General features: G+C 72.5%; 24 protein-coding genes. 9 read left to right on the forward strand and 15 right to left on the reverse strand.

Features of this window, described 5'->3' with window-relative positions; genetic code table 11:
* Nucleotides 1–3: 3 nt before the first annotated feature.
* From ACWC9R_RS27815 to ACWC9R_RS27830, 4 genes are all read right to left on the reverse strand, one after another.
* Entirely contained in the window at nt 4–588 is a 585-nt protein-coding gene (locus ACWC9R_RS27815; protein WP_450735558.1) for a SixA phosphatase family protein, read from the reverse strand.
* A gap of 84 nt (nt 589–672) precedes the next feature.
* Nucleotides 673–885 (reverse strand): hypothetical protein, encoded by a 213-nt coding sequence (locus tag ACWC9R_RS27820; protein WP_450735560.1) that lies wholly within the window; start codon nt 883–885, stop codon nt 673–675.
* A gap of 197 nt (nt 886–1,082) precedes the next feature.
* Nucleotides 1,083–1,199: an SGM_5486 family transporter-associated protein gene (locus tag ACWC9R_RS27825; RefSeq protein ID WP_362610938.1), complete on the reverse strand. Its 117-nt coding sequence runs from the start codon at nt 1,197–1,199 to the stop codon at nt 1,083–1,085.
* Between the two features lie 16 nt (nt 1,200–1,215).
* Nucleotides 1,216–2,523: a CynX/NimT family MFS transporter gene (locus tag ACWC9R_RS27830; protein WP_450735562.1), complete on the reverse strand. Its 1,308-nt coding sequence runs from the start codon at nt 2,521–2,523 to the stop codon at nt 1,216–1,218.
* 144 nt (nt 2,524–2,667) lie between these two features.
* Here ACWC9R_RS27830 and ACWC9R_RS27835 point away from each other — a divergent pair, with 144 nt between their 5' ends.
* Nucleotides 2,668–3,351, forward strand: a complete 684-nt coding sequence (locus ACWC9R_RS27835) for a FadR/GntR family transcriptional regulator (RefSeq protein WP_450735563.1) — start codon at nt 2,668–2,670, stop codon at nt 3,349–3,351.
* A gap of 102 nt (nt 3,352–3,453) precedes the next feature.
* On the opposite strand, the gene fabI is transcribed toward ACWC9R_RS27835, so the two are convergent.
* Both fabI and fabG read right to left on the reverse strand, forming a co-directional pair.
* On the reverse strand, nt 3,454–4,224 hold the full coding sequence (fabI, locus tag ACWC9R_RS27840) for an enoyl-ACP reductase FabI (RefSeq protein ID WP_088797049.1): 771 nt from the start codon (nt 4,222–4,224) through the stop codon (nt 3,454–3,456).
* 5 nt (nt 4,225–4,229) lie between these two features.
* Nucleotides 4,230–4,934 carry a 3-oxoacyl-[acyl-carrier-protein] reductase gene (fabG, locus tag ACWC9R_RS27845; RefSeq protein WP_450735565.1) on the reverse strand — a complete coding sequence of 235 codons (705 nt, stop codon included), beginning with the start codon at nt 4,932–4,934 and terminating at the stop codon, nt 4,230–4,232.
* 250 nt (nt 4,935–5,184) lie between these two features.
* On the opposite strand from fabG, the gene ACWC9R_RS27850 reads away from it, so the two are divergent.
* The 3 genes from ACWC9R_RS27850 (at nt 5,185) to tyrS (ending at nt 9,811) form a co-directional block, all read left to right on the forward strand.
* Entirely contained in the window at nt 5,185–6,714 is a 1,530-nt protein-coding gene (locus ACWC9R_RS27850; RefSeq protein WP_450735567.1) for a TldD/PmbA family protein, read from the forward strand.
* Between the two features lie 82 nt (nt 6,715–6,796).
* Complete coding sequence (locus ACWC9R_RS27855; protein ID WP_450735568.1) at nt 6,797–8,248, forward strand: metallopeptidase TldD-related protein; 1,452 nt, start codon at nt 6,797–6,799, stop codon at nt 8,246–8,248.
* Nucleotides 8,249–8,407: 159 nt separating this feature from the next.
* Nucleotides 8,408–9,811, forward strand: a complete 1,404-nt coding sequence (gene tyrS / locus ACWC9R_RS27860) for a tyrosine--tRNA ligase (RefSeq protein WP_450735570.1) — start codon at nt 8,408–8,410, stop codon at nt 9,809–9,811.
* 58 nt (nt 9,812–9,869) lie between these two features.
* Here tyrS and ACWC9R_RS27865 read toward each other — a convergent pair whose 3' ends face one another.
* Nucleotides 9,870–10,148 (reverse strand): GlsB/YeaQ/YmgE family stress response membrane protein, encoded by a 279-nt coding sequence (locus ACWC9R_RS27865; RefSeq protein ID WP_450735571.1) that lies wholly within the window; start codon nt 10,146–10,148, stop codon nt 9,870–9,872.
* A gap of 223 nt (nt 10,149–10,371) precedes the next feature.
* On the opposite strand from ACWC9R_RS27865, the gene ACWC9R_RS27870 reads away from it, so the two are divergent.
* Together ACWC9R_RS27870 and ACWC9R_RS27875 are read left to right on the forward strand one after the other, a co-directional pair.
* Nucleotides 10,372–10,746, forward strand: coding sequence for a DUF3099 domain-containing protein (locus ACWC9R_RS27870; RefSeq protein WP_450735573.1), 375 nt, complete (start codon nt 10,372–10,374; stop codon nt 10,744–10,746).
* Nucleotides 10,747–10,987: 241 nt separating this feature from the next.
* Nucleotides 10,988–11,233 carry a hypothetical protein gene (locus tag ACWC9R_RS27875; RefSeq protein ID WP_450735575.1) on the forward strand — a complete coding sequence of 82 codons (246 nt, stop codon included), beginning with the start codon at nt 10,988–10,990 and terminating at the stop codon, nt 11,231–11,233.
* 12 nt (nt 11,234–11,245) lie between these two features.
* Here the strand turns inward: ACWC9R_RS27875 and moaA are convergent, their stop codons facing one another.
* The 3 genes from moaA to ACWC9R_RS27890 all read right to left on the reverse strand — a co-directional run bounded on the left by moaA (nt 11,246) and on the right by ACWC9R_RS27890 (nt 14,418).
* The gene (gene moaA / locus ACWC9R_RS27880; RefSeq protein ID WP_450735576.1) at nt 11,246–12,235 is read right to left on the reverse strand and encodes a GTP 3',8-cyclase MoaA; all 990 of its coding nucleotides are present in this window, start codon (nt 12,233–12,235) and stop codon (nt 11,246–11,248) included.
* A 183-nt stretch (nt 12,236–12,418) separates the two neighbouring features.
* Nucleotides 12,419–14,056 carry a solute symporter family protein gene (locus ACWC9R_RS27885; RefSeq protein WP_450735578.1) on the reverse strand — a complete coding sequence of 546 codons (1,638 nt, stop codon included), beginning with the start codon at nt 14,054–14,056 and terminating at the stop codon, nt 12,419–12,421.
* The gene (locus tag ACWC9R_RS27890) at nt 14,053–14,418 is read right to left on the reverse strand and encodes a DUF485 domain-containing protein (RefSeq protein ID WP_450735580.1); all 366 of its coding nucleotides are present in this window, start codon (nt 14,416–14,418) and stop codon (nt 14,053–14,055) included. Before ACWC9R_RS27890 ends, ACWC9R_RS27885 begins: the two co-directional genes overlap by 4 nt.
* Before the next feature lie 220 nt (nt 14,419–14,638).
* On the opposite strand from ACWC9R_RS27890, the gene ACWC9R_RS27895 reads away from it, so the two are divergent.
* Nucleotides 14,639–14,836, forward strand: coding sequence for a hypothetical protein (locus tag ACWC9R_RS27895; protein ID WP_450735582.1), 198 nt, complete (start codon nt 14,639–14,641; stop codon nt 14,834–14,836).
* Between the two features lie 158 nt (nt 14,837–14,994).
* The gene (locus ACWC9R_RS27900) at nt 14,995–16,509 is read left to right on the forward strand and encodes a S8 family serine peptidase (RefSeq protein WP_450735583.1); all 1,515 of its coding nucleotides are present in this window, start codon (nt 14,995–14,997) and stop codon (nt 16,507–16,509) included.
* Between the two features lie 89 nt (nt 16,510–16,598).
* Here the strand turns inward: ACWC9R_RS27900 and ACWC9R_RS27905 are convergent, their stop codons facing one another.
* The 3 genes from ACWC9R_RS27905 to ACWC9R_RS27915 form a co-directional block, all read right to left on the reverse strand.
* On the reverse strand, nt 16,599–18,164 hold the full coding sequence (locus tag ACWC9R_RS27905; protein ID WP_450735584.1) for a TIGR03086 family metal-binding protein: 1,566 nt from the start codon (nt 18,162–18,164) through the stop codon (nt 16,599–16,601).
* Between the two features lie 96 nt (nt 18,165–18,260).
* Complete coding sequence (locus ACWC9R_RS27910) at nt 18,261–18,968, reverse strand: lysoplasmalogenase (protein WP_450735586.1); 708 nt, start codon at nt 18,966–18,968, stop codon at nt 18,261–18,263.
* On the reverse strand, nt 18,965–19,909 hold the full coding sequence (locus ACWC9R_RS27915) for a sterol desaturase family protein (protein ID WP_450735588.1): 945 nt from the start codon (nt 19,907–19,909) through the stop codon (nt 18,965–18,967). Before ACWC9R_RS27915 ends, ACWC9R_RS27910 begins: the two co-directional genes overlap by 4 nt.
* Nucleotides 19,910–20,038: 129 nt before the next feature.
* Here ACWC9R_RS27915 and ACWC9R_RS27920 point away from each other — a divergent pair, with 129 nt between their 5' ends.
* Nucleotides 20,039–20,743 carry a Type 1 glutamine amidotransferase-like domain-containing protein gene (locus tag ACWC9R_RS27920; protein ID WP_450735590.1) on the forward strand — a complete coding sequence of 235 codons (705 nt, stop codon included), beginning with the start codon at nt 20,039–20,041 and terminating at the stop codon, nt 20,741–20,743.
* Nucleotides 20,744–20,774: 31 nt separating this feature from the next.
* Here the strand turns inward: ACWC9R_RS27920 and ACWC9R_RS27925 are convergent, their stop codons facing one another.
* Together ACWC9R_RS27925 and ACWC9R_RS27930 are read right to left on the reverse strand one after the other, a co-directional pair.
* Nucleotides 20,775–22,004: an amidohydrolase family protein gene (locus ACWC9R_RS27925; protein ID WP_450735592.1), complete on the reverse strand. Its 1,230-nt coding sequence runs from the start codon at nt 22,002–22,004 to the stop codon at nt 20,775–20,777.
* Nucleotides 22,001–23,326 carry an amidohydrolase family protein gene (locus ACWC9R_RS27930; protein WP_450735594.1) on the reverse strand — a complete coding sequence of 442 codons (1,326 nt, stop codon included), beginning with the start codon at nt 23,324–23,326 and terminating at the stop codon, nt 22,001–22,003. Before ACWC9R_RS27930 ends, ACWC9R_RS27925 begins: the two co-directional genes overlap by 4 nt.
* Between the last annotated feature and the right edge of the window lie 6 nt (nt 23,327–23,332).

The raw sequence follows: 23,332 nt of genomic DNA on the forward strand, positions 1-23,332 counted from the left end.
CGATCACCGCCGGGCCGGCCTGTTACGAGGTCCGTGATCCGCTCGACCTCGCGGTGGTGGCCTCCGCGCTGATGGGCGCCTGCTTCGGCTTCCTGCCAGGCGTCCGACGCCGTGCTCGACCGACTTCCAGGAGCCGGTGAAGGTCAGCACGGCCACCGAGGAGGTCGGGAAGCCGCTGCGGTTCATCCGCGGCAGCAGCTCGCCCTCGGCGTCGCCAGAGAGCGCGTCGGCGAGGGCGTGCACCCCGGGGTTGTGGCCGACCAGCATCAGGTCGTTCACCTCGTCGGAGGTCTCGTTGAGCAGCGCGATGAGCTCGCCGAGAGAGGCTTCGTAGATCCGCTCCTCGTAGACGGTCTTGGGCCGCTGCGGGAGTTCATGAACGGCGAGCTTCCAGGTCTCGCGGGTACGCACTGACGTCGAGCACAGGGTCAGATCAGGGGTGATCCCGGCTCCGGCCAGCCAGCGGCCGGCGACCGGGGCATCCTTGCGGCCGCGGTCGGCGAGCGGACGCTCGTGGTCGCTGCTGTCCGACCATTCGGCCTTGGCGTGTCGGAGGAGGACAATCCGGCGGGGTGTATCGGCGCTCATGCGTCCCAGCTTCGCACGAAAGGCGGCGCGGGGCGCGGGGTGTTGAAGCGCTCGTTCCGCCGGGTGGGACGCGGGCACGGGCGGTCACCGGACGCCGCCGAGCACCAGCCCGGCCAGGAACTCCAGCAGCGGCCCCAGGCCCTGCCGGGCACTCGCGGCGCTCGCCGCGGGGGAACCGGCGACGAACGCCAGCAGGGCCGTGAAGGAGATCACCGCCAGGGCCGGCGCCCACCACGGCAGCCGCGTCCGCTGCCGGGACGTCTCGGCCGCGCGTGACCGGCGGAACGCGGCTGCCATACGGATCGCCTCCCCCAAGGCGTCGACGGGCTGCGCGGCCGCCGATCACGGCGCGCGCACCGCGGTCCGCGGTGCACTGACGACGTTACGGATCACCGGCGGCGGTTCCCACCCGGGAAACCACCTACTTCCCCCTGAGGTCCGTCCCCTAGGGGACGCGGGGGTTTTCCCCACCCCCGCGGGCTCCGGGAGGCACGCTAGGGCGCGATGACACTCGCGAGGATCGCGACGACGACGGTCACGCCGAGCATGGCGCCCACGACGAGGAGCAGCTTCTTCTGTCCGCCCTGCGGATTCGGTTCGAGCACTGGCATGGGCCCAGTGTCGCACTCACGCCTCGTCCTCGATCCGGCGGTCCCGGCCGGCCAGCACACCCACCGCGACCTGCGGCACCATGAGCCCGGCCATCAGGGCGATCGGCAGGCCCCAGCCGCCGCTGTGCTGGTAGAGCGTGCCGACCAGCAGCGGCCCGGGGATGGAGATCAGATAGCCGACGCTCTGGGCGAAGGCCGAGAGCTTGACGACGCCGGCGGCGCTGGTCGCACGCATCCCGATCATCGTCAGGGCCAGCGGGAAGGCGCAGTTGGAGATGCCCATCAGCAGCGCCCAGGCCCAGGCGCCGGCGGCCGGGGCCAGCCACAGTCCGGCGTAGCCGGCCAGCCCGCAGAGGCCGAGCAGCGCCACGAGCGGACCCTGGTGCCGCATCCGGGTCGCGAGCCGCGGCAGGACGAAGGAGAGCGGGACGCCCATCGCCATGGTGACCGCCAGCAGCACCCCCGCGGTGCCCGCCGAGACCCCGGCGTCGCGGAAGATCTGCGGCATCCAGCCCATGGTGATGTACGCGGCGGTGGCCTGCAGCCCGAAGAAGGCGGCCAGCGCCCAGGCGGTCGGGGACGCGGTGATCCGTACCGGGGTCTCCACGGGGCGGGCCGCGCCGGACGGGGCCGCTCCGGCGGCGGCCCGGCGCTGCCGGACCACCACGAGCCAGGGCAGCACCGCGACCGCGGCGAGCGCCGCCCACACCCCCAGGCCGGTGCGCCAACTGCCGCCCAGCGCCTCGGTCATGGGGACGGTGAGCGCCGCGGCGAGCGAGGTGCCCAGGGCCAGTGCCATGGAGTAGAGCCCGGTCATCGTGCCGACCCGGTGCGGGAACCAGCTCTTGATGACCACCGGCATCAGGACGTTGCTGACCGCGATACCGGCCAGGGCCAGCGCGCTGGCGGCGAGGAAGCCGGCGGTGCCGCCGGCGAACGGGCGCACCGCGACGCCCACGGCGATCGCGGCCATCCCGGCGCAGACGATCACGCCGGGCCCCCGGCGCCGGGCCAGCCGGGGCGCGGCGATGCCGAAGGCGGCGAAGCACAGGGCGGGGACGGAGGTCAGCAGCCCGGCGACGGTGCCGCTCATGCCGAGACCGCTGCGGACCTCCTCCAGGAGGGCGCCGAGGCTGGTGATGGCCGGGCGGAGGTTGAGCGCGGCGAGGACGAGGCCGGCGACCAGAATCCACGGCAGGCGGCCGGCCGGCCCGGCCTGCGCGGGCTCCGGCTGCGGGTGTTCCCGGCCGTCGGCGGGGGTGTCGGTGGTGGTCGTACGGGGCCCGGCGGCGGGGCCGAGGGTCGCGAGGTCGTCGTCTGCCATAGGCCCATCATAGAATCATGGGATGAATACCTGTCCAGCCGATGCCGATAGCCTCAGCTGTCCCGGGTGGCGCCGGGAGCCGGCAGGGTCCGGCGGGCGCCGCACCGCCGCCGTCCGTCCGCCCCTTCCCCCCGGAGCGCAGCCATGCCTCTGACCTCGCCCCGCCGGTCCGCGCTGGCGGACCAGGTGATCGCGCAGCTGCGCGCCCAGATCACGTCCGGTGAGTGGCCGATGGGATCTCGTATCCCGACCGAGCCGGAGCTCGTCGAGCAGCTCGGGGTGGCCCGGAACACCGTCCGTGAGGCCGTCCGGGCGCTGGCCCACAACGGGCTGCTGGACATCCGCCAGGGATCGGGCACCTATGTGGTGGCCACCAGCGAACTCGCCGGGGTGATGAACCGCCGGTTCGCGGCGGCCGAGCCGCGGCATGTCGCCGAGCTGCGCAGCGCCCTGGAGGCGTCGGCCGCCCGGCTCGCCGCGGAGCGCCGCACCGCACAGGACCTGCGGCAGATCGACGCCCTCCTGGAGCGGCGCGAGCGGGCCTGGGAGTCCGGTGCGGCGGAGGCCTTCGTGGAGGCGGACGCGACCTTGCACATGGCGATCGTGTCGGCCTCCCACAACGAGGTGCTGGCCGAGATCTACGCCGACCTCGGAGGCGTGCTGCGCGAGTTCCTCCGGGCCGACGTGGGCGAGGAGCTGCGGCCGGAGGCGCACATGGACCATTCCCGGCTGGTGGAGGCGATCCGCGCGGGCGACGCCGACCGGGCCGCCGCCGAGGCCGGTGCGCACCCCTTCGGCTGCCGGCTCGGCCTTCCGGAGCGCGGCTGACCCGCGGACCGGCGCTCTCCGGGCGGCGGCGGGCGGTGCCGGTGAAACGCGTACCGCCCGCCCCGGCGGACCGGGACGGGCGGTACGGAGGCGCTGCGGGCGTCAGGCGCCCATCATGTGCACACCGCCGTCGACGTGCACGATCTCGCCCGTCGTCCGCGGGAAGAAGTCGGACAGCATGCCGACGACGCCCCGGCCGGCCGGCTCCGGGTCGGCCAGGTCCCAGCCGATCGGCGCGCGGTGGTTCCACACGTCCGCCAGCTCCTCGAAGCCGGGGATGGACTTGGCGGCCATCGACTTGATCGGACCGGCCGAGACCAGGTTGCAGCGGACGCCCTTGGGGCCCAGGTCACGCGCGAGGTAGCGGTTGGTGCTCTCCAGCGCCGCCTTGGCCACGCCCATCCAGTCGTACTTCGGCCAGGCGATCTGCGCGTCGAAGGTGAGGCCGACGACCGCGCCGCCGTGCTCCATGAGCGGCAGGCAGGCCATGGTCAGCGACTTGTAGGAGTACGCCGAGACCTGCACCGCGGTGCCCACGTCCGACCACTCGGCCTCCAGGAAGTTGAAGGCGCCCTGCGGGCCGAAGGCGATGGAGTGCACGATGCCGTCGAGGCGGGCGCCCTCGCCCTGGTGCTCACGGATCTTGTCGGCCAGACCGTCCAGGTGCTCCTGGTTGGTGACGTCCAGCTCGATGACCGGTGCTTCCTTGGGCAGCCGCTTGGCGATCCGCTCCACGAGCGAGAGCCGGCCGAAGCCGGTGAGGATGACCTCGGCGCCCTCGTTCTGGGCGACCTTGGCCGCCTGGAACGCGATCGACGACTCGGTCAGGACTCCCGTGACCAGGATGCGCTTGCCTGCGAGGATTCCACTCATGCTGATCAGTGACCCATGCCCAATCCGCCGTCGACAGGAATGACGGCTCCGGTGATGTACGCGGCCTCGTCGGAGGCCAGGAAGCGGACCGAGGCGGCGATCTCCTCGGGCTGCGCGTAACGCGCGAGCGGAACCTGCTTCACGATGCTCTCCCGCTGCTCATCGGTGAGCACCCGGGTCATGTCGGTGTCGACGAAGCCGGGGGCGACGACGTTGACGGTGATGTTGCGGCTGCCCAGCTCGCGGGCGAGCGAGCGGGCGAAGCCCACCAGCCCGGCCTTGGAGGCGGCGTAGTTCGCCTGGCCCGGCGCGCCCATCAGACCCACCACGGACGAGATCAGCACGACCCGGCCCTTGCGGGCCCGCAGCATCCCGCGGTTGGCGCGCTTGACCACCCGGAACGTGCCGGTGAGGTTGGTCTCCAGGACCGAGGTGAAGTCCTCCTCGGACATCCGCATCAGCAGCTGGTCACGGGTGACGCCGGCGTTGGCCACCAGCACCTCGACCGGACCGTGCTTCTCCTCGATCTCCTTGTACGCCTGCTCGACCTGCTCGTTGTCCGTGATGTCGCACTTCACGGCCAAAAATCCCGCGGGGGGCTCGCCCGAGCGGTAGGTGATGGCGACCTTGTCGCCTGCCTCGGCGAAGGCACGGGCAATGGCGAGGCCGATGCCGCGGTTACCTCCGGTGACCAGAACCGAGCGGCTCAAGAGATCACCCTTTCCGTTTCTGTCCGTCCTGCGTTCGATACGAAACTATCGGTCACGGCGCCCTTCCGGGGAATCCAGCACGGACAGGCACGCGCGCCGGTCACTGTGGGGTCTCCACAGAACCACGGCGGAGTCCGGCACCGCGCCGGCCCCCGCCACCCGTGTCGCACCGGCCCCCGGCACCCCGTCGCGCTCTGGGCCACGGGCCCGGCACAGGGCATGATGCAGGCGCCGACCACGGGAGGACTCCTTGCCTGCACCCCATGCCGTTGACGACACATTCCTGGCGCTGCCGCTGCGCGCGCTGGCCGATGCCGCGCTGGCCCGCGCCCGCGCGCTGGGCGCCGACCACGCGGACTTCCGGCTGGAGCGGATTCGCAGCGCGTCCTGGCGGCTCCGGGACGCCCGCACCTCCGGCGCCTCCGACACCACCGACCTGGGGTACGCGGTGCGGGTGGTGCACGGCGGGGCCTGGGGGTTCGCCTCCGGGGTGGATCTGACGATGGACGCCGCGGCGCGGGTGGCCGCGCAGGCGGTGGCGATGGCGAAGCTGTCCGCGAAGGTGATCAAGGCGGCGGGCTCCGACGAGAGGGTGGAGCTGGCCGACGAACCCGCCCACCCGGACCGCACCTGGGTCTCCTCGTACGAGATCAACCCCTTCGACGTCCCGGACGCCGACAAGAACGGGCTGCTGGCGGAGTGGAGCGCCCGGCTGCTGGCCGCCGAGGGCGTGGCCCATGTGGACGCCGCGCTGCTGACCGTCCAGGAGAACAAGTTCTACGCGGACACCGCGGGCACCAGCACCACCCAGCAGCGGGTCCGGCTGCACCCGCAGCTCACCGCGGTCGCGGTGGACCCGGCGAGCGGCGACTTCGACTCGATGCGCACCCTGGCCCCGCCGGTGGGGCGCGGCTGGGAGTACCTGACCGACGGCTCCTACGACTGGGACGGCGAACTGGCCGGCATTCCGGAGCACCTCGCCGAGAAGATGCGCGCACCGACCGTCGAGGCCGGGGCGTACGACCTGGTGGTGCATCCCTCCAATCTCTGGCTGACGATCCACGAGTCGATCGGGCACGCCACCGAGCTGGACCGGGCGCTGGGCTACGAGGCGGCGTACGCGGGGACCTCGTTCGCCACCTTCGACCAGCTCGGGAAGCTGGCGTACGGCTCCGCCCTGATGAACGTGACGGGCGACCGGACCGCCGAGCACGGGCTCGCGACGATCGGCTACGACGACGAGGGGGTGGCCGCGCAGTCCTGGGACCTGGTCAGGGACGGGACCCTGGTCGGCTACCAACTCGACCGCAGGATCGCCCGGTTGACGGGCCTGGGCCGCTCCAACGGCTGCGCTTACGCGGACTCCCCCGGCCATGTGCCGGTCCAGCGGATGGCGAACGTCTCGCTGCGGCCGGCGGCGGACGGGCCGTCCACGGAGGAGCTGATCTCCGGGGTGGAACGCGGCATCTATGTGGTGGGCGACCGCTCGTGGTCCATCGACATGCAGCGGTACAACTTCCAGTTCACCCAGCAGCGGGCCTACGCGATCCGCGACGGCCGTCTCTGCGGGCAGGTCCGGGACGTCGCCTATCAGGCGACCACCACCGACTTCTGGGGCTCGATGACCGCGGTCGGCGGCCCGGAGACCTACGTCCTGGGCGGCGCCTTCAACTGCGGAAAGGCCCAGCCGGGCCAGGTAGCCGCCGTCTCGCACGGCTGCCCCTCCGCCCTCTTCCAGGGCGTGAACATCCTGAACACGACGCAGGAGGCCGGTCGATGAGCCGCCACGACGGAACCGGCCGGGGGTCCGGGGGCCGCCCCACGGGAAAGCACTGTCTGAACACGACGCAGGAGGCCGGTCGATGAGCCGCAGGCCGCGTACGAACGCCCCGCACGAGATCGTCGAGCGGGCGCTGGAGCTCTCCCGTGCCGACGGCTGTGCGGTCATCGCCGATGAGCACTCCAGCGCCAACCTGCGCTGGGCGGGCAACGCGCTCACCACCAACGGCGTCACCCGCGGGCGCACGCTGACGGTGGTGGCGACCGTGGACGGCGGGCAGGGCACCGCGTCCGGTGTCGTCTCGCGCTCCGCGGTGACAGCGGACGACCTGGAGCCGCTGGTCCGGGCCGCCGAGGCGGCCGCGCGGGAGGCCGGGCCCGCCGAGGACGCCCAGCCGCTGGTCGCCGGCGAGAAGGCGTCCGCCGACTTCACCGAGGCGCCCGCGGAGACCTCGTCGGAGGTGTTCGCGGCGTTCGCGCCGGCGCTCGGCGAGTCCTTCCGGCAGGCCCGCTCCGGCGGCCGGGAGCTGTACGGCTTCGCCCACCACGAGGTCGTCTCCTCGTACCTGGGCACCTCGACCGGGCTGCGGCTGCGGCACGACCAGCCCAGCGGAACGCTGGAGCTGAACGCCAAGTCGGCGGGTTCCGGCGGGGGCGTGCCCCGCTCGGCCTGGGCCGGCCGGGCGACCCGTGACTTCACCGATGTCGACCCGCGGGAGCTGGACGCCGAGCTGACCCGGCGGCTGGCGTGGGCCGAGCGGCGCGTCGAGCTGCCCGCCGGGCGGTACGAGACGCTGCTGCCGCCGACCGCCGTGGCCGACCTGCTGATCTACCAGATGTGGTCGTCCGGGGCCCGGGACGCCGCCGAGGGCCGTACGGTCTTCTCCAGGCCGGCCGACGGTGCCGGCCCGGCGGACCGGCCCGGCGCCGGCACCCGCCTGGGCGAGCGGCTCAGCGCGCTGCCGCTGACGCTGCGCAGCGACCCCTGGGCGCCGGGGCTGGAGTGCGCGCCGTTCGTCCTGGCGCACTCCTCCGGCGACGACGCCTCGGTCTTCGACAACGGGCTGCCGCTGACGGCCACCGACTGGATGCGTGACGGGGTGCTCCACCGGCTGCCGACCACCCGGCACAGCGCCGGGCTGACCGGCCTGCCGGTGGCGCCGGGCATCGACAACCTCCTTCTGGAGGGCGGTGGTTCGCGCTCGCTGGACGAGATGGTGGCGGCCGCCGGGCATGACGGTCCGGCGCTGCTGCTGACCTGTCTGTGGTACATCCGCGAGGTGGACCCGGCGACGCTGCTGCTGACCGGTCTGACCCGGGACGGGGTCTACCTGGTCGAGCGGGGCGAGGTGGTCGGCGAGGTCAACAACTTCCGCTTCAACGAGTCACCGGTGGACCTGCTGTCCCGGGCGGTGGAGGCGGGCCGTACGGAGCGGACCCTGCCGCGGGAGTGGGGCGACTACTTCACCCGCGCCGCGATGCCGGCGCTGCGCGTGCCGGACTTCAACATGAGTTCGGTCAGCCGCGGGGTGTGAGGCACGGCGTGCGCCCGGCCCGGCCCTCGCGGCCGGCCGGGCCCGGCGGACGGGCGGCATGGGCGAGCGGCGTGGGCGGAGCGCGCGGGAGTGTCGTACGGGGCGAATAGACTGTCCGCTTGTCCTCCCGTTTGGGAACCACGATCGATCAGGAACGCCATGACACGCCTCGGCGAATCCGTCGCCCGCGCCAGCACGCTGCTCTCCGCCGACCTCTCCTCGGACGCCACGGTCCGGGAGCTGCTCCAGGAGACGGGCGGGCGGCGCTCTCTCGACCTGACGGACCTGCCCGCCAAGGAGCAGGCCGAGCTGATCGCGGCCCGTACGGTCGAGGTCCTGCCGGGCGTGGAGAAGCTGGCCGAGCGGATCGAGGAGCGCCGGGCGGCCGGCCAGGGCCTGCACATCAAGCTGGGCATCGATCCGACGGCGACCGATGTGCACCTCGGGCACGCGGTCCCGCTGATCATCCTGAGCCGTTTCCAGCGGCTGGGCCATGACGTCACGCTGATCATCGGTGACTTCACCGCCAAGATCGGCGACCCGTCCGGCCGTACCGCCGAGCGCCCCCCGCTGACCGACGAGGACATCGCGCAGAACCTCGCGACGTACCGGGAACAGGTCCGCCCCTTCTTCGACTTCGAGAAGGTCAGCTTCCGGCAGAACAGCGAGTGGCTGGCGCCGTACACCTTCCCGGAGCTGCTGGCGCTGCTCGCCCAGGTGCCGGCCTCGCAGCTGCTGCAGCGCGAGGACTTCCGCAACCGCCTGGCGGCCGGGTCGGGCCTGACCATGACGGAGCTGCTGTACCCCGTCGCGCAGGGCCTGGACTCGGTGGCGCTGGCGTGCGACGTGGAGCTGGGCGGCTCCGACCAGCTGCTCAACCTGCAGATGGGCCGCAAGCTGATGGAGCTGCGCGGGCAGCGGCCGCAGCTGGTGGTGACCATGCCGCTGATCGAGGGCACGGACGGCACCGGCGCCAAGATGTCCAAGTCCAAGGGCAATTACGTCGGGCTGAACGCGTCCGCCGACGATGTCTTCGGCAAGATCATGTCGGTGCCGGACCGGCTGATGGAGCCGTACCTCAAGGCCTGGACGGAGTGGACCGACGAGGAGATCGCGCTGGTCCTGGGCCGGGTCGCGGACCGCTCGATGCACCCGATGGACCTCAAGAAGATCCTCGCCGGCGAGGTCGTGACCGCGCTGTACGGGCTCGACGCGGCGATGGCGGCGCGGGCCGGCTTCGTGGCGCAGTTCTCCAAGAAGTCGTTCTCCGACGTGGAGTCGCTGCCGTCCGTCGATGTCGCGGCGCACGGTGCCGAGACGGTGGCGGCGGTGCTGACGACGGCGCTGGAGTTCACCCCGAGCGCCTCGGCGGCGCGGCGGCTGGCCAAGCAGAACGCGCTGCGGCTGGTCGTGGAGGGCGAGGGCGGCGGGCAGACCGTGGTGCTGGCGGAGGCCGACGCGGTCCGGCCGCTGGCCGAGGTGCTGGCCGAGAAGCTGGCGGACACCGCCGGCGTCGCGTACCTGAAGGCCGGCCGGAAGCTGGCCAGGCTCGACGGCCGCTGAGCGGACGGGCGGGCGGCCGGTGCGCGGAGTGCGCGCGCCGGCCGCCCGGAACCCTCTCTCAGGTCGCCTGTTTCTTGCGGCCCCGCATGGAGACCCAGAGACGGTCACCGACAGCGACGACGAGGACCGCACCGGCCAGTTGGAGCAGGTGCCGGAGCCAGTCGATGCCACCCGTCTCGTTGACGCCGAGGCCGGTGGCCGCCCAGTTGCCGAGCACGCTGCCCAGCATGCCGAAGATCACGGTCAGCCAGAGCGGAATCTGCTGCTTTCCCGGGATGATGGCCTTCGCGATCAGGCCCAGCACCAGGCCCACGATGATGGCCCACAACCACGTCATGTCGACTCCTCCCGCGGCACGGTGCAGATGACGGTCGTTTCGTCAGTGTCGCCCCGCTTCGACTACGGCGCACGCCGGAGCCGCGGGTACACACGGTGGCCCGGCCGGTCCGGGTACGGGAGGGCACGACCCGGTCTCGAAGGCGGCGCAGTCGCGGCGTACCGTGGGAACCGACCGGATACCGGGGAGAATCCGGCATGACTGACCCAGGTGGTGGAGCGTGATGCGGAAGCAGAGCAGCGGCCAGACCTTCCGGATCACGGGAGCCCGGCAGGGGCTGTCCGAGGATGTGCGCGGACGGCAGCGCCGGTATGTGATCTCGATGGCGGTGCGGACGGTGGCCGTGGTGCTGACCGTCGTCCTGTGGAACATCGAGCGGCCGGTGGCCATCGCGACCTTGGTGCTGGGGCTGGCGCTGCCCTATATCGCGGTCGTCATCGCCAACGCGGGCCGGGAGAACGTCCCTTCGCTCCCGAAGACGTTCGTCGCGGGCCCGACCAGGACGATGCTGACGCCGGGAACCTCCGACGCCCCGGACGGGTCCGTTCCGGAGCGTCCGGCGGCGGGCGCGTCCACCCCGGGACAGGACCCCGGCTGATCAACTCCCGGTCTGTGCGCGGTCTGCAAAGCTCAAGAAAAGCTCAGATCAATCATGGAGTTCCGGTGCACTCGGCACCATCCCCCGTGACATACTGCGTACGCGCTCCGCATCCCCCGTCGGAGCGACAGACCGACGCCGGGCGGCTCCCCCCGTGGCTGCCCGGCGTCGTCATGTCCGCAGGGCCCGAGGGCGGGAGCGCCGGGCCGGGGCCGCGGGCCCAGGACGTAGGGTTGAGGCCGTGATCTCCCCCCATTCCCAGGACTCCGCCGACAGCGCCGTCATCTGCTCCGCGAAGGGCTGCCGCGCCGCGGCGGTGTGGGTGCTGGCCTGGAACAACCCGAAGCTGCACACACCGGACCGGCGCAAGACCTGGCTGGCGTGCGAGGAGCACCGCGAGCATCTGTCGCAGTTCCTCGGGGTGCGCGGCTTCCTGAAGGACGTCGTGACACTGGCGGAGTGGGAGGCCTCGGCCGCCGGTCACTGAGGCCGCACCGGCTCAGCCGCCGATCGCGGACATCGGGCGCTCCGGCTGCAGGAACGACGGATCGTCCAGACCGGAGCCCGCCTTCTTGCCCCACATGGCGGTCTGCCATATCCGCGCGATCTCGTCATCGGGGGCCCCGGAGCGCAGGGCGCCGCGCAGGTCGGTCTCCTCGGTGGCGAACAGGCACGTACGGACCTGGCCGTCGGCGGTCAGGCGGGTGCGGTCGCAGGCCCGGCAGAAGGGGCGGGTGACCGAGGCGATCACTCCGACGCGGTGCGGGCCGCCGTCGACGATCCAGCGCTCGGCGGGCGCGGAGCCGCGCTCGTCCTGGCCTTCGGGGGTGAGGGTGAAGCGGGTGCGCAGCGAGGCGAGGATGTCGCCCGCGGTGATCATGCCGTCGCGCTTCCAGCCGTGCTGGGCGTCCAGCGGCATCTGCTCGATGAAGCGGAGCTCGTAGTCGTGGGCGATCGCCCAGGCCAGCAGGTCGGGGGCCTCGTCGTCATTGAGGCCCGGCATCAGGACGGTGTTGACCTTGACCGGGGTCAGGCCGGCCGCGCGGGCCGCCTCCAGACCGCGGAGGACGTCGTCGTGCCGCTTGCGGCGGGTCAGGGCCTGGAAGACCTCGGGCCGGAGGGTGTCGAGGGAGACGTTGACACGGTCCAGGCCGGCGTCGCGGAGGGCGGCGGCGGTGCGCTGGAGGCCGATGCCGTTGGTGGTCAGCGACATCCGGGGGCGCGGGGTGAGGGCGGCGACGCGGTCGACGATGCCGGTCAGCCCGGGGCGGAGCAGCGGCTCACCGCCGGTGAAGCGGACCTCGTCGATGCCCAGGTCGCGCACCGCGAGGGTGATCAGCCGGACGATCTCGTCGTCGGTGAGCAGATCGGGCTTGGCGAGCCACTGCAGGCCCTCTTCCGGCATGCAGTACGTGCACCGCAGGTTGCACCGGTCGGTGAGCGAAACGCGCAGGTCGGTGGCCACACGGCCAAAGGTGTCGATGAGCACTGGGCCCCCTCCCCAAGAGTGATGGCTCGGTACGTCTCCTTCGGAGATCGGTACGTCTTCGAGCCTACGCGATGGGTGTGACAGCGGGCAGGGCGGAGAAGCACGAGGTGGGCGGGGCGGCGTCGTAGATCTCTACGAGGCCGCCCCGCCCGGTCCCTGGAGGGACGACTCAGCCGGAGCGCCTCAGTGGGCGCCGGTCCCGGTCAGCGAGCGGACCTCCAGTTCGGCGTACTTCTGGGCGTCCGGCTCCTCCTTCGACAGCAGCGACCCCAGCCAGCCGAGCAGGAAGCCCAGCGGGATGGAGATCAGTCCCGGGTTCTCCAGCGGGAAGAAGGCGAAGTCCGCGCCGGGGAACATCGAGGTCTCCTTGCCGGAGACGACCGGGGAGAAGAGCACCAGGAAGACGGAGGAGGCGAGGCCCCCGTAGATGGACCACAGCGCGCCCTGAGTGGTGAAGCGCTTCCAGAACAGGCTGTAGAGGAGCGTCGGGAGGTTGGCGGAGGCGGCGACCGCGAAGGCGAGCGCCACCAGGCCGGCGACGTTCAGTCCACGGGCGAAGACCCCCAGCACGATGGCGACCGCGCCGATGCCGACCGTCGCCCAGCGGGCGGCGCCGACCTCCTCCTTCTCGGTGGCCTGGCCCTTGCGGAGCACGTTGACGTACAGGTCGTGCGCGAACGAGGAGGACGAGGCGAGGGTGAGGCCGGCGACCACCGCGAGGATGGTGGCGAAGGCGACGGCCGAGATGACGGCGAGCAGGATGGCGCCGCCGGTGGAGCCCGCGCCGCCGCCGATCGCCTCGGCGAGGAGCGGGGCCGCGGTGTTGCCCGCCTTGTTGGAGGCGGTGATCGTCTCGGGCTTGATGAGGGCCGCGGCGCCGAAGCCCAGCGCGATGGTCATCAGGTAGAAGACGCCGATGATGCCGATCGCCCAGTTCACGGACTTCCGGGCGGCCTTGGCGGTGGGGACCGTGTAGAAGCGGATGAGGATGTGCGGCAGTCCCGCGGTGCCCAGGACGAGGGCCAGGCCCAGCGAGATGAAGTCGATCTTCGAGGTGGCGGTGGCGCCGTACTTGAGACCGGGCTCCAGGAAGGCGGAGCCCTTGCCGCTGTTCTCGGCGGCGGCGCCGAGCAGGTCCGAGAGGTTGAAGTGGAACTTCAGCGCCACCAGGAAGGTGATCAGCAGGGTGCCGGCGATCAGCAGCACCGCCTTGACCATCTGCACCCAGGTGGTGCCCTTCATGCCGCCGATGGTGACGTAGAGGATCATCACGATGCCGACGAGGACGACGACCAGGATCTTGCCCGCCTCGCTGGTGATGCCCAGGAGCAGGGTGACCAGGGCGCCCGCGCCGGCCATCTGGGCGAGCAGGTAGAAGATCGAGACGATGATGGTGGAGGTGCCGGCGGCCGTACGGACCGGGCGCTGGCGCATCCGGTAGGCGAGGACGTCGCCCATGGTGAACCGGCCGGAGTTGCGCAGCGGTTCGGCGACCAGGAGCAGTGCGACGAGCCAGGCGACCAGGAAGCCGATGGAGTAGAGGAAGCCGTCGTAGCCGAAGAGGGCGATGGCGCCGGCGATGCCGAGGAACGAGGCGGCGGACATGTAGTCGCCGGAGATGGCCAGCCCGTTCTGGAAGCCGGTGAACTGCCGTCCGCCGGCGTAGAAGTCCTCGGCGCCCTTGGTCTGCCGGCCGGCCCAGACCGTGAGGCCGAGGGTGGCGGCGACGAAGACCGCGAAGAGGGTGATGATCAGGGCGCGGTGCTCGCCCGCGCCGCCGGCCGCGAGCTGCTGCACGAGCGGCTGGTGGGTGAGGTTCATGCGTCGCCCTCCTTGCGGAGGGTGACGCCCTCCAGGCGGGACTTGATGGCCTCGGCCCGCGGGTCGAGCTGGGCGGCGGCGTGCCGGGAGTACCACCAGGCGATGAGGAAGGTCGTCACGAACTGGGCGATACCGAGGACGAAGGCGACGTTGAGGTGGCCGGCGACCTTGAGAGCCATGAAGCCGCCGGCGTAGCTCGACAGCAGCACGTAGCCGAGGTACCAGAGGACGAAGGCGACGGTCAGCGGGAAGGCGAACGAGCGGTGCGCGCGCCGGAGTTCATCGAACTCCGGGCTCGACTGCACCTGGCGGTAGTCGGGCGGCTCATGCGTCCCCGGGTCGAGGGTCGGTGCGGCACTCACGGGCTCTCCTGACACGAAGGGGCGGGTTTCCCGGGGGCCGGCCCGGGTTCCGCTCGGGCGGACCCGGGACCAGCCATAAGACTCAGATAAGTGATCCGGATCACGCATGGTAGAGGCGTGGCACACGATCCGACAGGGGGGCGTTGGTTGAATCCCAGAAGATTCCGGGGAATGGCCGCACCGGCCGCCACCGCGCGCGGGGCGCTTCGTTGAGCCCGGTGTGAATCCGCCGCCACAGCAGGCCCCGCAGCCACCCGCTCCCCGCCGGCGCCCGTACGGCAGCATCCGCCTGCCGGCGCCCCTCACCGTCGCCCCGCCGGAACCCCGGCCGGGGACCGCCACGGCCGCCCGCCGCTGGTACGGCCCGCGGGTCGCGCTGCCCCCGCTGAGCATCACCGCCCTGCGGCGTCACGGCTGACGCGCTGTCAATTCCGGCCCTCTGACAGGTTTTCCCCCGCTTTTTTCCGCTTTCCATTGCTGTACGCGAGTGATCGCCGATAACTTCACGTCTCACTGCATCCGCCCGTGCGCAATCCGTGCCCGGGCGGTCTCACGGATGATGTGGAGTATCTATCCATGGCACATCCCCGATCCAGACGCATGCGGGCGCTGGCCGTACCGCTCGGACTGGCTCTGACGGCGTCGCTCGGATTCCTGCCGAACGCGGCCACCGCCGCGCCCCAGGACTCCGCCCCGGCCGCCGCGGCCTCGGCCGACGGCCCGCTGCTCTCCTACGTCGTGAACACCGCGCCCGGCCAACACACGGTCGGCAAGGTGAAGAAGGCCATAGCCCGGGCCGGCGGGAAGGTGGTGGTCGCCCATGAGCAGATAGGCGTGATCGTCGTCCACTCGGCCGACCCGCAGTTCGCGGCCACCGTGCGGACGGTGCCGGGCGTGCAGTCGGCGGGCGCGACCCGTACCGCGCCGCTGAAGGCGCAGGGCACCACCGACGTCGGCAAGCCGCAGAAGGTCGACCTGCCCAAGGCGCAGCTCAAGGCGGCCGGCCAGGCGGCGAAGGCGAACGGCAAGGAGCCGCTGGAGCCGTTGCAGTGGGACCTGCCGGCCATCAAGGCCGACAAGGCCGCGAAGGTGAACCCGGGGAGCAAGAAGGTCACCGTCGCCGTCATCGACACCGGCGTGGACGACACCCACCCCGATCTGAAGGCCAACTTCTCCGCGAAGCAGTCCGCCAACTGCGTGGGCGGGGTGGCCGACACCTCCAAGGGGTCCTGGCGCCCCTGGGACCCGGCCAACGACTACCACGGCACGCATGTCGCGGGCACCATCGCCGCGGCCCGCAACGGTGTCGGCGTGGCGGGGGTCGCCCCGGGCGTGAAGATCTCCGCCCTGAAGGTCAGCGAGCCGGAGACCAGCCTCTTCTACGCGGAGAGCGTGGTCTGCGCCTTCGTCTTCGCGGCCGACCACGGTGTCGAGGTCACCAACAACAGCTACTACGTCGACCCGTGGATGTTCAACTGCAAGGACGACGCGGACCAGGCCGCCATCATCGACGCGGTCGGCCGGGCGGCGAGCTACGCCCAGCGCAAGGGCGCGATCAACGTCGCGGCGGCGGGCAACTCCGACATGAACCTGGCGGCCGCCGAGCTCACGGACGACTCCAGCCCGAATGACACCACGCCCGTCGAGCGCACCGTCTCCCCGAAGACCTGCTGGGACGTGCCCACCCAGCTGCCGGGCACGGTGACCGTCGCGGCGAGCGGCGTGCAGAAGCTCAAGTCCGGTTACTCCAACTACGGACTCGGCCAGATCGACGTGGCCGCGCCGGGCGGCGACTCGCGGCAGGTGCCCGAGCTGCCCGCCAAGAACGGCAACATCCTCTCCACCATGCCGGGCGGCGACTGGGCCTACCTGGCCGGCACGTCCATGGCGAGCCCGCATGTCGCGGGTGTCGCGGCGCTGCTCAAGAGCGCCCACCCGAAGTCCAGCCCGCAGGAGATCCAGTGGCTCCTCAAGAAGCAGGCGGACAACCCCGGCTGCCCCACGGGTGAGTCGACCTGCACCGGCACCAAGCATGTCAACAGCCACTTCGGCTACGGCATCGTCGACGCGCTGGACGCGGTGAAGAAGTAACTCCGGAGCGGATCACGGCAGTTGGGGGAGGGACGGGTGAGCGGCACCCGGCCCTCCCCCCTGTCGTGCCCGGGGCCCGTCCGGGGCGGTCAGGCCGGGTCGCGACCGAGGAAGGCCGCCAGCCGGTCCGTGGCGCCCGCACCGGGCGGCGCGGGGCGCTCCGGGGCGAACGAGCCACCCTCGGTGCGCGGCGCGGCGCCGTAGATCCGGCGGGCCGCGGCCAGCGTCTCCTCGGCGGCCTCCGGCGCGAGTCCGGTGGGCGCGCCGACGGCCCGCGCCAAGTCCCAGCCATGGGCGAGGAGTTCGACCACGACCTGCTGGACGAGCGTCGCGCCGGGCGCCTCATAGGGGCCGAAGGTACGGTGCAGCATCCCGCTGCCGGTGAAGGCGGCGCGGGCCGCGCGCACCGAGCCGGCGAAGGCGGCGCGGTGGTCGTCACCGAGGTGGTCGGCGGTGTGGTCGGCGCGCGGTGCGTCCTCGGCGACCGACGCGGCCATCAGGTTCTCCCACACCATGTGGTCGAGCAGCTGCCGTACGGTCCACCCCGCGCACGGGGTCGGCAGCGCGAGGTCCTCCGGGCGTACGGCGTCGACCAGGGCGGCGACGTCCCGGGTCACGTGTGCGTAGGCGCGCAGCACCCGGTCCGGGTCGGTGCCGTCGAACGCGGAGCGGTCCAGCACGTACGGCCGGGGATGGGCGCGCAGCGCGGCCGTGGTCCAGGCGCCCGCGATGTCCCAGCGGGGTGGCGCGGGCCGGCCGGTGACCGTGCACAGCAGCCGCCAGTAGCGCTCGACGAGCGGCTCGGCGGCGGTCTCCAGCTGCTCCAGCAGCCGGGCGCGGGCCGCGGGGACGTCCTCGGTGGGCGGGTCGGCGGTGCCTGCCTGGGTGGGGAGCCAGGCCGCGACCAGCTCGGCGAGGAAGGGCTCGGCGGCAGGCGAGTCCGGGGCGATACCGGCCGCGACGGCCTCCTCACCACGGGCCCGCATCAGCTCCGCGACCCGCACGACGGCGTGCTCCTGCCCGGCGGGGTCCTGCCCGGCGGGTCCCGCCGTACGCGCGCTGTGTTCGGCGAGACGGCGCAGGGCGGCCCGTAGTTCCGGTTCGCCGACCAGGGCGGCCAGTTCGATCCAGGCGCCGATCTGCTCGGGGGTGGGGTCGTCGGGCAGGTCGGGGGTGGCGGCCAGCAGACCGCTGCGGTAGGCGGGGGCGTCCACCCCGTCGAGGGCGTCCTCGACGAAGTCGGCGATGATCCGGCGGCGTTCGCGGGCCGACAGCCGGGCCAGTTCGGTCATGTGGGGCAGCTCCTCTGCTGCGCTGCCCCGCGTGGCCACCGACCGCAGCACCGCGGACTGCAGCCGCAGGGTGCGGATCTGCGCGTCCAGCGCGTCCGCCCACTGCGCCGCCGTCTCGGCGACCGTGCACTCGCGGTGCAGCACCGACCGGATGGCCGCCCGCCCGATGCCGAGGGCACGCAGACTGCGCACGATCTCCAGGCGGGCGGGGGCGTCCGGGCCGTAGAGCCGGTAGCCCGCGGGGGTGCGGGCGGCGGGCGGCAGCAGGTCCTCGTCCGACCAGCCCCGGATCGTCTTGACCGGGACGCCGGTCAGCCGGGCCAGTTCGCCGATGGTGAGCAGTTCGCTGCCGTCCTCGTTCATGCCGTCCACTCTCGGGTCTCCCCCGGAGGGAGACTCAAGCCGCGACGCGTCCGGACGTCCGGCCCCGGCGGCAGCGGCCGTCCGCGGCGCGGCGGTTCACGCGGTGCCCGCCGCCCGGAGTTCCGGCGTCCGCGCCGGTGCGGTCCGCGGGGCCGCGCCGGCGGACCGCAGGACACCGTCCGCCAGTGCCCACTGCGCCGCGAGATAGGTGAGCATGATCCAGAACTGCGGGGCCGGGAGCTGCGGCCAGTGTGCGATCCCACTCGCGATCAAGGTGTCGGAGAGCAGGAACAGCAGCCCGCCGGCCGCGGCCCACAGGCCCGCCCGGAGCGCGCCGAAGGCCATCGAGGTGAGCAGCAGGCTGTAGCCGGCGACCGGAATCCGCAGGTCTGCCGGGAGGTCCGGCCACAGCAGCACCACCGTGCCGGTCAGCAGGACGGCGTACCCGGCGCCGGCCGCGACGGCCCGCCCCCGCCGGCCGGCCGCGGGACCCGCCCCGTACCGGGCGAACAGCAGCAGATAGCAGACATGTCCCGCGGCGAACGAGCCCATCCCCACCAGGAAGCCGAGATCCCCGCCCACCTGGAGGAAGGTGTCGCCGCCACAGCCGAAGAGGAGCGCGCCGGACAGCAGCGGCGGGCCGCCGCGCGCCAGCGCGTAGCCGGCGAGCAGCGGCATCAGGACGGGCTTGGTGAGCTGCACGACGGGCAGCACGCCCGCGAGCAGCGCCCCCAGGTGCACGATGCTCAGCAGGGCGAACGCCCAGAGCAGGGGTGAGACGGCCCGCGGCCACCGTGCGGTCATGTGGCCGGCTCCTCGACGGAGGCACCGGGCCGGGCGGCCTTCCGTGCCGCCTCCTCGGCGGCGGTCCGGGCCTCCTCCGCCGCGAGCCGGGCCTGCTCCGCGGCGATCCGCTCGGCGGGCTGCCAGCCCGGCCCGCGGAACACCCGTCCGGCGCGCTCGCTCCAGCTGTCGGCGGCCCGGATGTCCCGTGCGATGGCGGCGTACTCATGGGTGGCCACCCGCAGCGGGTTGAAGGTCTCGATGTTCTTGGTGAGTCCGTAGACGGGCCGCTCGGTCTCCGCGACGAACGAGCCGAACATCCGGTCCCAGATGATCAGGATTCCGCCGAAGTTCCGGTCCAGGTAGCCGCCCTGGGAGGCGTGGTGGACGCGGTGGTGGGACGGGGTGTTGAGCACGAACTCGACGGGCCGGGGCAGCTTGCCGATCCGCTCGGTGTGCACCCAGAACTGGTAGAGCAGGTTGGCCCCGGAGGTGAAGGCGATCGCGGCCGGGTGGACGCCGAGGGCGACCATCGGGACGTAGAACGGCCAGACGGTCCAGGTCGTCCAGGGCTGCCGCAGCGCGGTGGTGAGGTTGAACTTCTTGCTGGAGTGGTGCACCACGTGGCAGGCCCACAGGACGCGGATGACGTGGTGGCCGCGGTGCGACCAGTAGTAGAAGAAGTCCTGTGCGAGCAGCATCAGGAGCAGCGTCCACCACAGCACGGGCACCCGCAGCGGGGTGAGTTCGTAGATCGTGGCGTAGATCGCCACGATGGGTATCTTCCACAGCGTGTCGAACACGAGGCTGCCCAGCCCCATGCCGACGCTGGTGGCGGCGTCCTTCGCCTCGTAGCCCTCCGCGTCCTCGTCGGGATGCAGGCGGTAGCTCACCATCTCCACGACGGTGAGCAGGACGAAGGCCGGGACGGACCACAACACGACATCGGGCAGGTGCGGCATGTCCCGCACCATAAAGGCGTTGACGGGCGTGCCGCTAGGGGTTGTTACTGAGAAGTATGTAAGACGTGCCGTCAGCTGGGCCGCACCGTCCGCCGCCGGCGCTCCCCACGACGCCCGGAAAGAGGCCCCATGACCGGCGCACCCACTCTCGCCCTTCTCGGCGGCGGCTTCTCCGACGACCCCGACACCCTGCTGGACGACTACCTGCTGGACACCGTGGGACGGCCCCGGCCGAAGGTCTGCTTCCTGCCGACCGCGAGCGGCGACGCACCGGGCTACATCGAGGGCTTCCACACGGCCTTCGGGGAGCGGGACTGCGAACCGAGCCACCTGGAGCTGTTCCGGCGCACCGTGACCGATCTGCGGGCCTTCGTCCTCGCCCAGGACATCGTCTACGTCGGCGGCGGCAACACCGCCAACATGCTCGCCGTCTGGCGGGTCCACGGCCTGGACACGGTCCTGCGCGAGGCGTACGCGGCCGGGGTGCTGCTGTGCGGCATCAGCGCCGGGGCCTGCTGCTGGTTCGCGTCCGCGTTCTCCGACTCCTTCGGCCCGCCGGTACCGCTCACCGACGGGCTGGGCCTGCTGCCGGGCAGCCTGTGCCCCCACTACGACAGCGAGCCGGAACGCCGCCCCGGCTACCTGTCCGCGGTCAACGACCGCGCGCTCCCCGGCGGCTGGGCCCTCGACGACGGCGCCGCCGCCCTGTTCACCGACGGCCGCCTCACGGACGTGGTCACCCGGAAGCCGGGCGCCACCCTCCACCGCGTGAGCACCGGCCGCGACGGCACGGCGCGGGAGGTCGCAGAGGCGGCGCGGCTGCTGGGGCCTTAGGGGACGGCCCCGGCCGTCCCCGGCCCGCCCCTCACCACACCCGTACCGACCCGCCCCGTGCGAACGCCGGGCTGGTGGCGTTCGGGGGGATGGTGTGGAGGGGTTCGGAGATGTCGGTGATCCTGGGGCCCACGCGGGCGGCCAGGGGGGCGAGGTGGGCGAGGTCGAAGCCGTAGACGCGGGCGGCGTTGGTGCCGAGCATGGCGGCGGTCTCGTCGGCCGGGACGCCGGCGTAGGCGAGGCGGAGGGCCTCGCGGGAGTGCGGGTGGGTGCCCTCGTCGTGGGGGTAGTCGCTGCCCCACATGAGCTTGTCGAGGCCGATGCGGTGGCGGAGCGGGACCTCGTGCGGGCGCATGAAGCTGGCGCCCACGAAGCAGTGGTCGCGCCAGACGCCGGACGGGGAGCCGCCCATGGCGTCGGCCAGGCCGGCGCCGAACTTGGCCTCGGCGGTGGCGGCTTCGGTCGCGGCCGCGACCATCCGCCCGTGGTAGTAGTCCAGCATGTCCAGGACGCCGGGAATCCAGCCGGAGCCCTGCTCGGTGAGGACCAGGCGGAGGCCGGGGTGGCGGCGGAAGACGCCGCCGAAGATCAGGTGCCACAGGGCGCGGTGCGAGAACCAGGTCGTCTCGACCATGAAGACGGCGCGGGCGGCCGGCTCGTCGCCGAGCGGCGGGGAGGCCGACCCGCCGTGGTGGTTGACCGGGACGCCGAGTTCCGCGCAGACCGCCCAGAGCGGGTCGTAGCCGCTGGAGTGGAGTTCGGGGAGGCCGGAGCCGGGCGGGGTGCCGGGGAGCATGATGCCGCCGGTGAGCCCGGCCTCCTTGGTGCGGCGGACTTCCCGTACGGCCCGGTCGACGTCGTGGAGGAGGATCTGGGCGACGCCGGCCCGGCGGCCGGGGACCTCGGCGCAGAAGTCGGCGAGCCAGCGGTTGTGGGCGCGCAGGCCCGCCCAGCGCTGCTCGAACTCCGTGCGGGTGGGCGCGGGGGCCATGAGGGCGGCGCTGGGGAAGAACGGCGGGATGGTGTTCGGGAAGACGACCTCGGCGACGATGCCGTCGGCCTCCAGCTCGGCCAGGCGGCGGGCGGAGTTCCAGTTGCGGTCGGCGGTGTCGGCGAGCAGGTCCTCGTGTGGATTGACGTAGGACGCGGCCCAGGCGTCGAAGTCGTCGTGGTACCGGGACTCCAGATACGGCCGGTAGTCGAGGAGGTCGGCGCCGGCGTGGCAGTCGGCGGAGATCACGGTGTAGCGGTCGTCGGTCATCGCTCGGCCCCCAGTACCGGGAAGTCGTGGTCGGTCAGCCAGTGGCGGCCCACCTCGCGGGAGCGGGCCCAGGAGGCCTCGACCGCCGCCTGGTCGGCGCTCTGGCCCAGGTCGGCCGGGGTGGGGCCGATACGGCGGGCCAGCGGGGCCAGCCGCGCGGTGTCGAAGCCGAAGACCTCGGCGGCGGACAGGCCGAGCATGCGGCGGGTCTCGGCGACCGGGATGTCGTGGAAGGTCTTCCGCAGCCAGCCGCGGGTGTCGGGCCAGGTGCCCTCGGGGTGCGGGAAGTCGCTGCCCCAGAGGATGTTGTCGACACCGGTCTCGTACCGCTGGGCGAGTTCCCGGCGCTTGGTGTTGGTGGCGCAGACGAAGACCTGCCGGTCCAGGTACTCGTGCGGGGGGCGGGTGAGGGCGGCGAACGGGGAGAGCTTCTTGCCGCCGTGCGCGCCCAGGTAGAGGCGGTCCATGAACCACAGGAGGTTGGGCAGCCACCAGCAGCCGGACTCGGCGATGCCGAACCGCAGTCCCGGGTGGCGTTCGAAGACCCCGGACCAGAGCAGGAACCACAGGGGGCGCGCGGGCCACCAGGTCACCTCGGAGACGTAGATCCCGAGGTGGTCGCCGTACTCGTGGCGGGGCGCGGCCCCGGAGTGGGTCAGCACCGGCATCGCGCACTCGGCGGCCGCCGCCCACACCGGGTCGTAACGGCGGTCGTGGTAGGGCGCCTTGTCGACCCACATGGACGGGATCATCAGCGCGCCGAGGCCGGACTCCTTGGCGCGGTGTATCTCGGCCACGACCCGGTCCGTGTCGGCGGTGACCGGTAACAGCGCCACACCGCAGTGCCGTTCGGGGTGCGCGGAGACGAAGTCGGCGAGCCAGCGGTTGTGCGCCTGGGCACCCGCCATGCCGAGGTCCGGGTCCTGGTCGCCGGAGAGGCCGAGCCCGACGCCGAAGGGGGCCGCGGTACCGCTGTCGACGGCGTCCGCGTCCGGGAAGACGACCTCCGCCGCCACCCCGTCGCCGTCGAGTTCCTTCAGACGCTGGGCCGGGTCCCAGCCGCCGCGCAGGCCCTCCTCGTGGTCCCGGAACCACCGGGCGGCGAAGGCCTCGTTGCGGATTCCGAGGCGGGTGGCCTCCGCACGGCGGGCGTCCCGCTCGCCGAGGAACACGTCGAAGTCTCGGTGGAACCGGGCCTCCAGATAGGGGCGGTACTCCTCGGTGGGGAGCCCGGCGTGGCAGTCGGAGGAGATGATCAGGTACGGCTCGTGCGGGCCGGTACGGGTGTCCGGCCGGTCCGTTCGGACCTGTGGGTCCGTCATGGCGAA

The organism is Streptomyces sp. NPDC001219 (assembly GCF_053597915.1).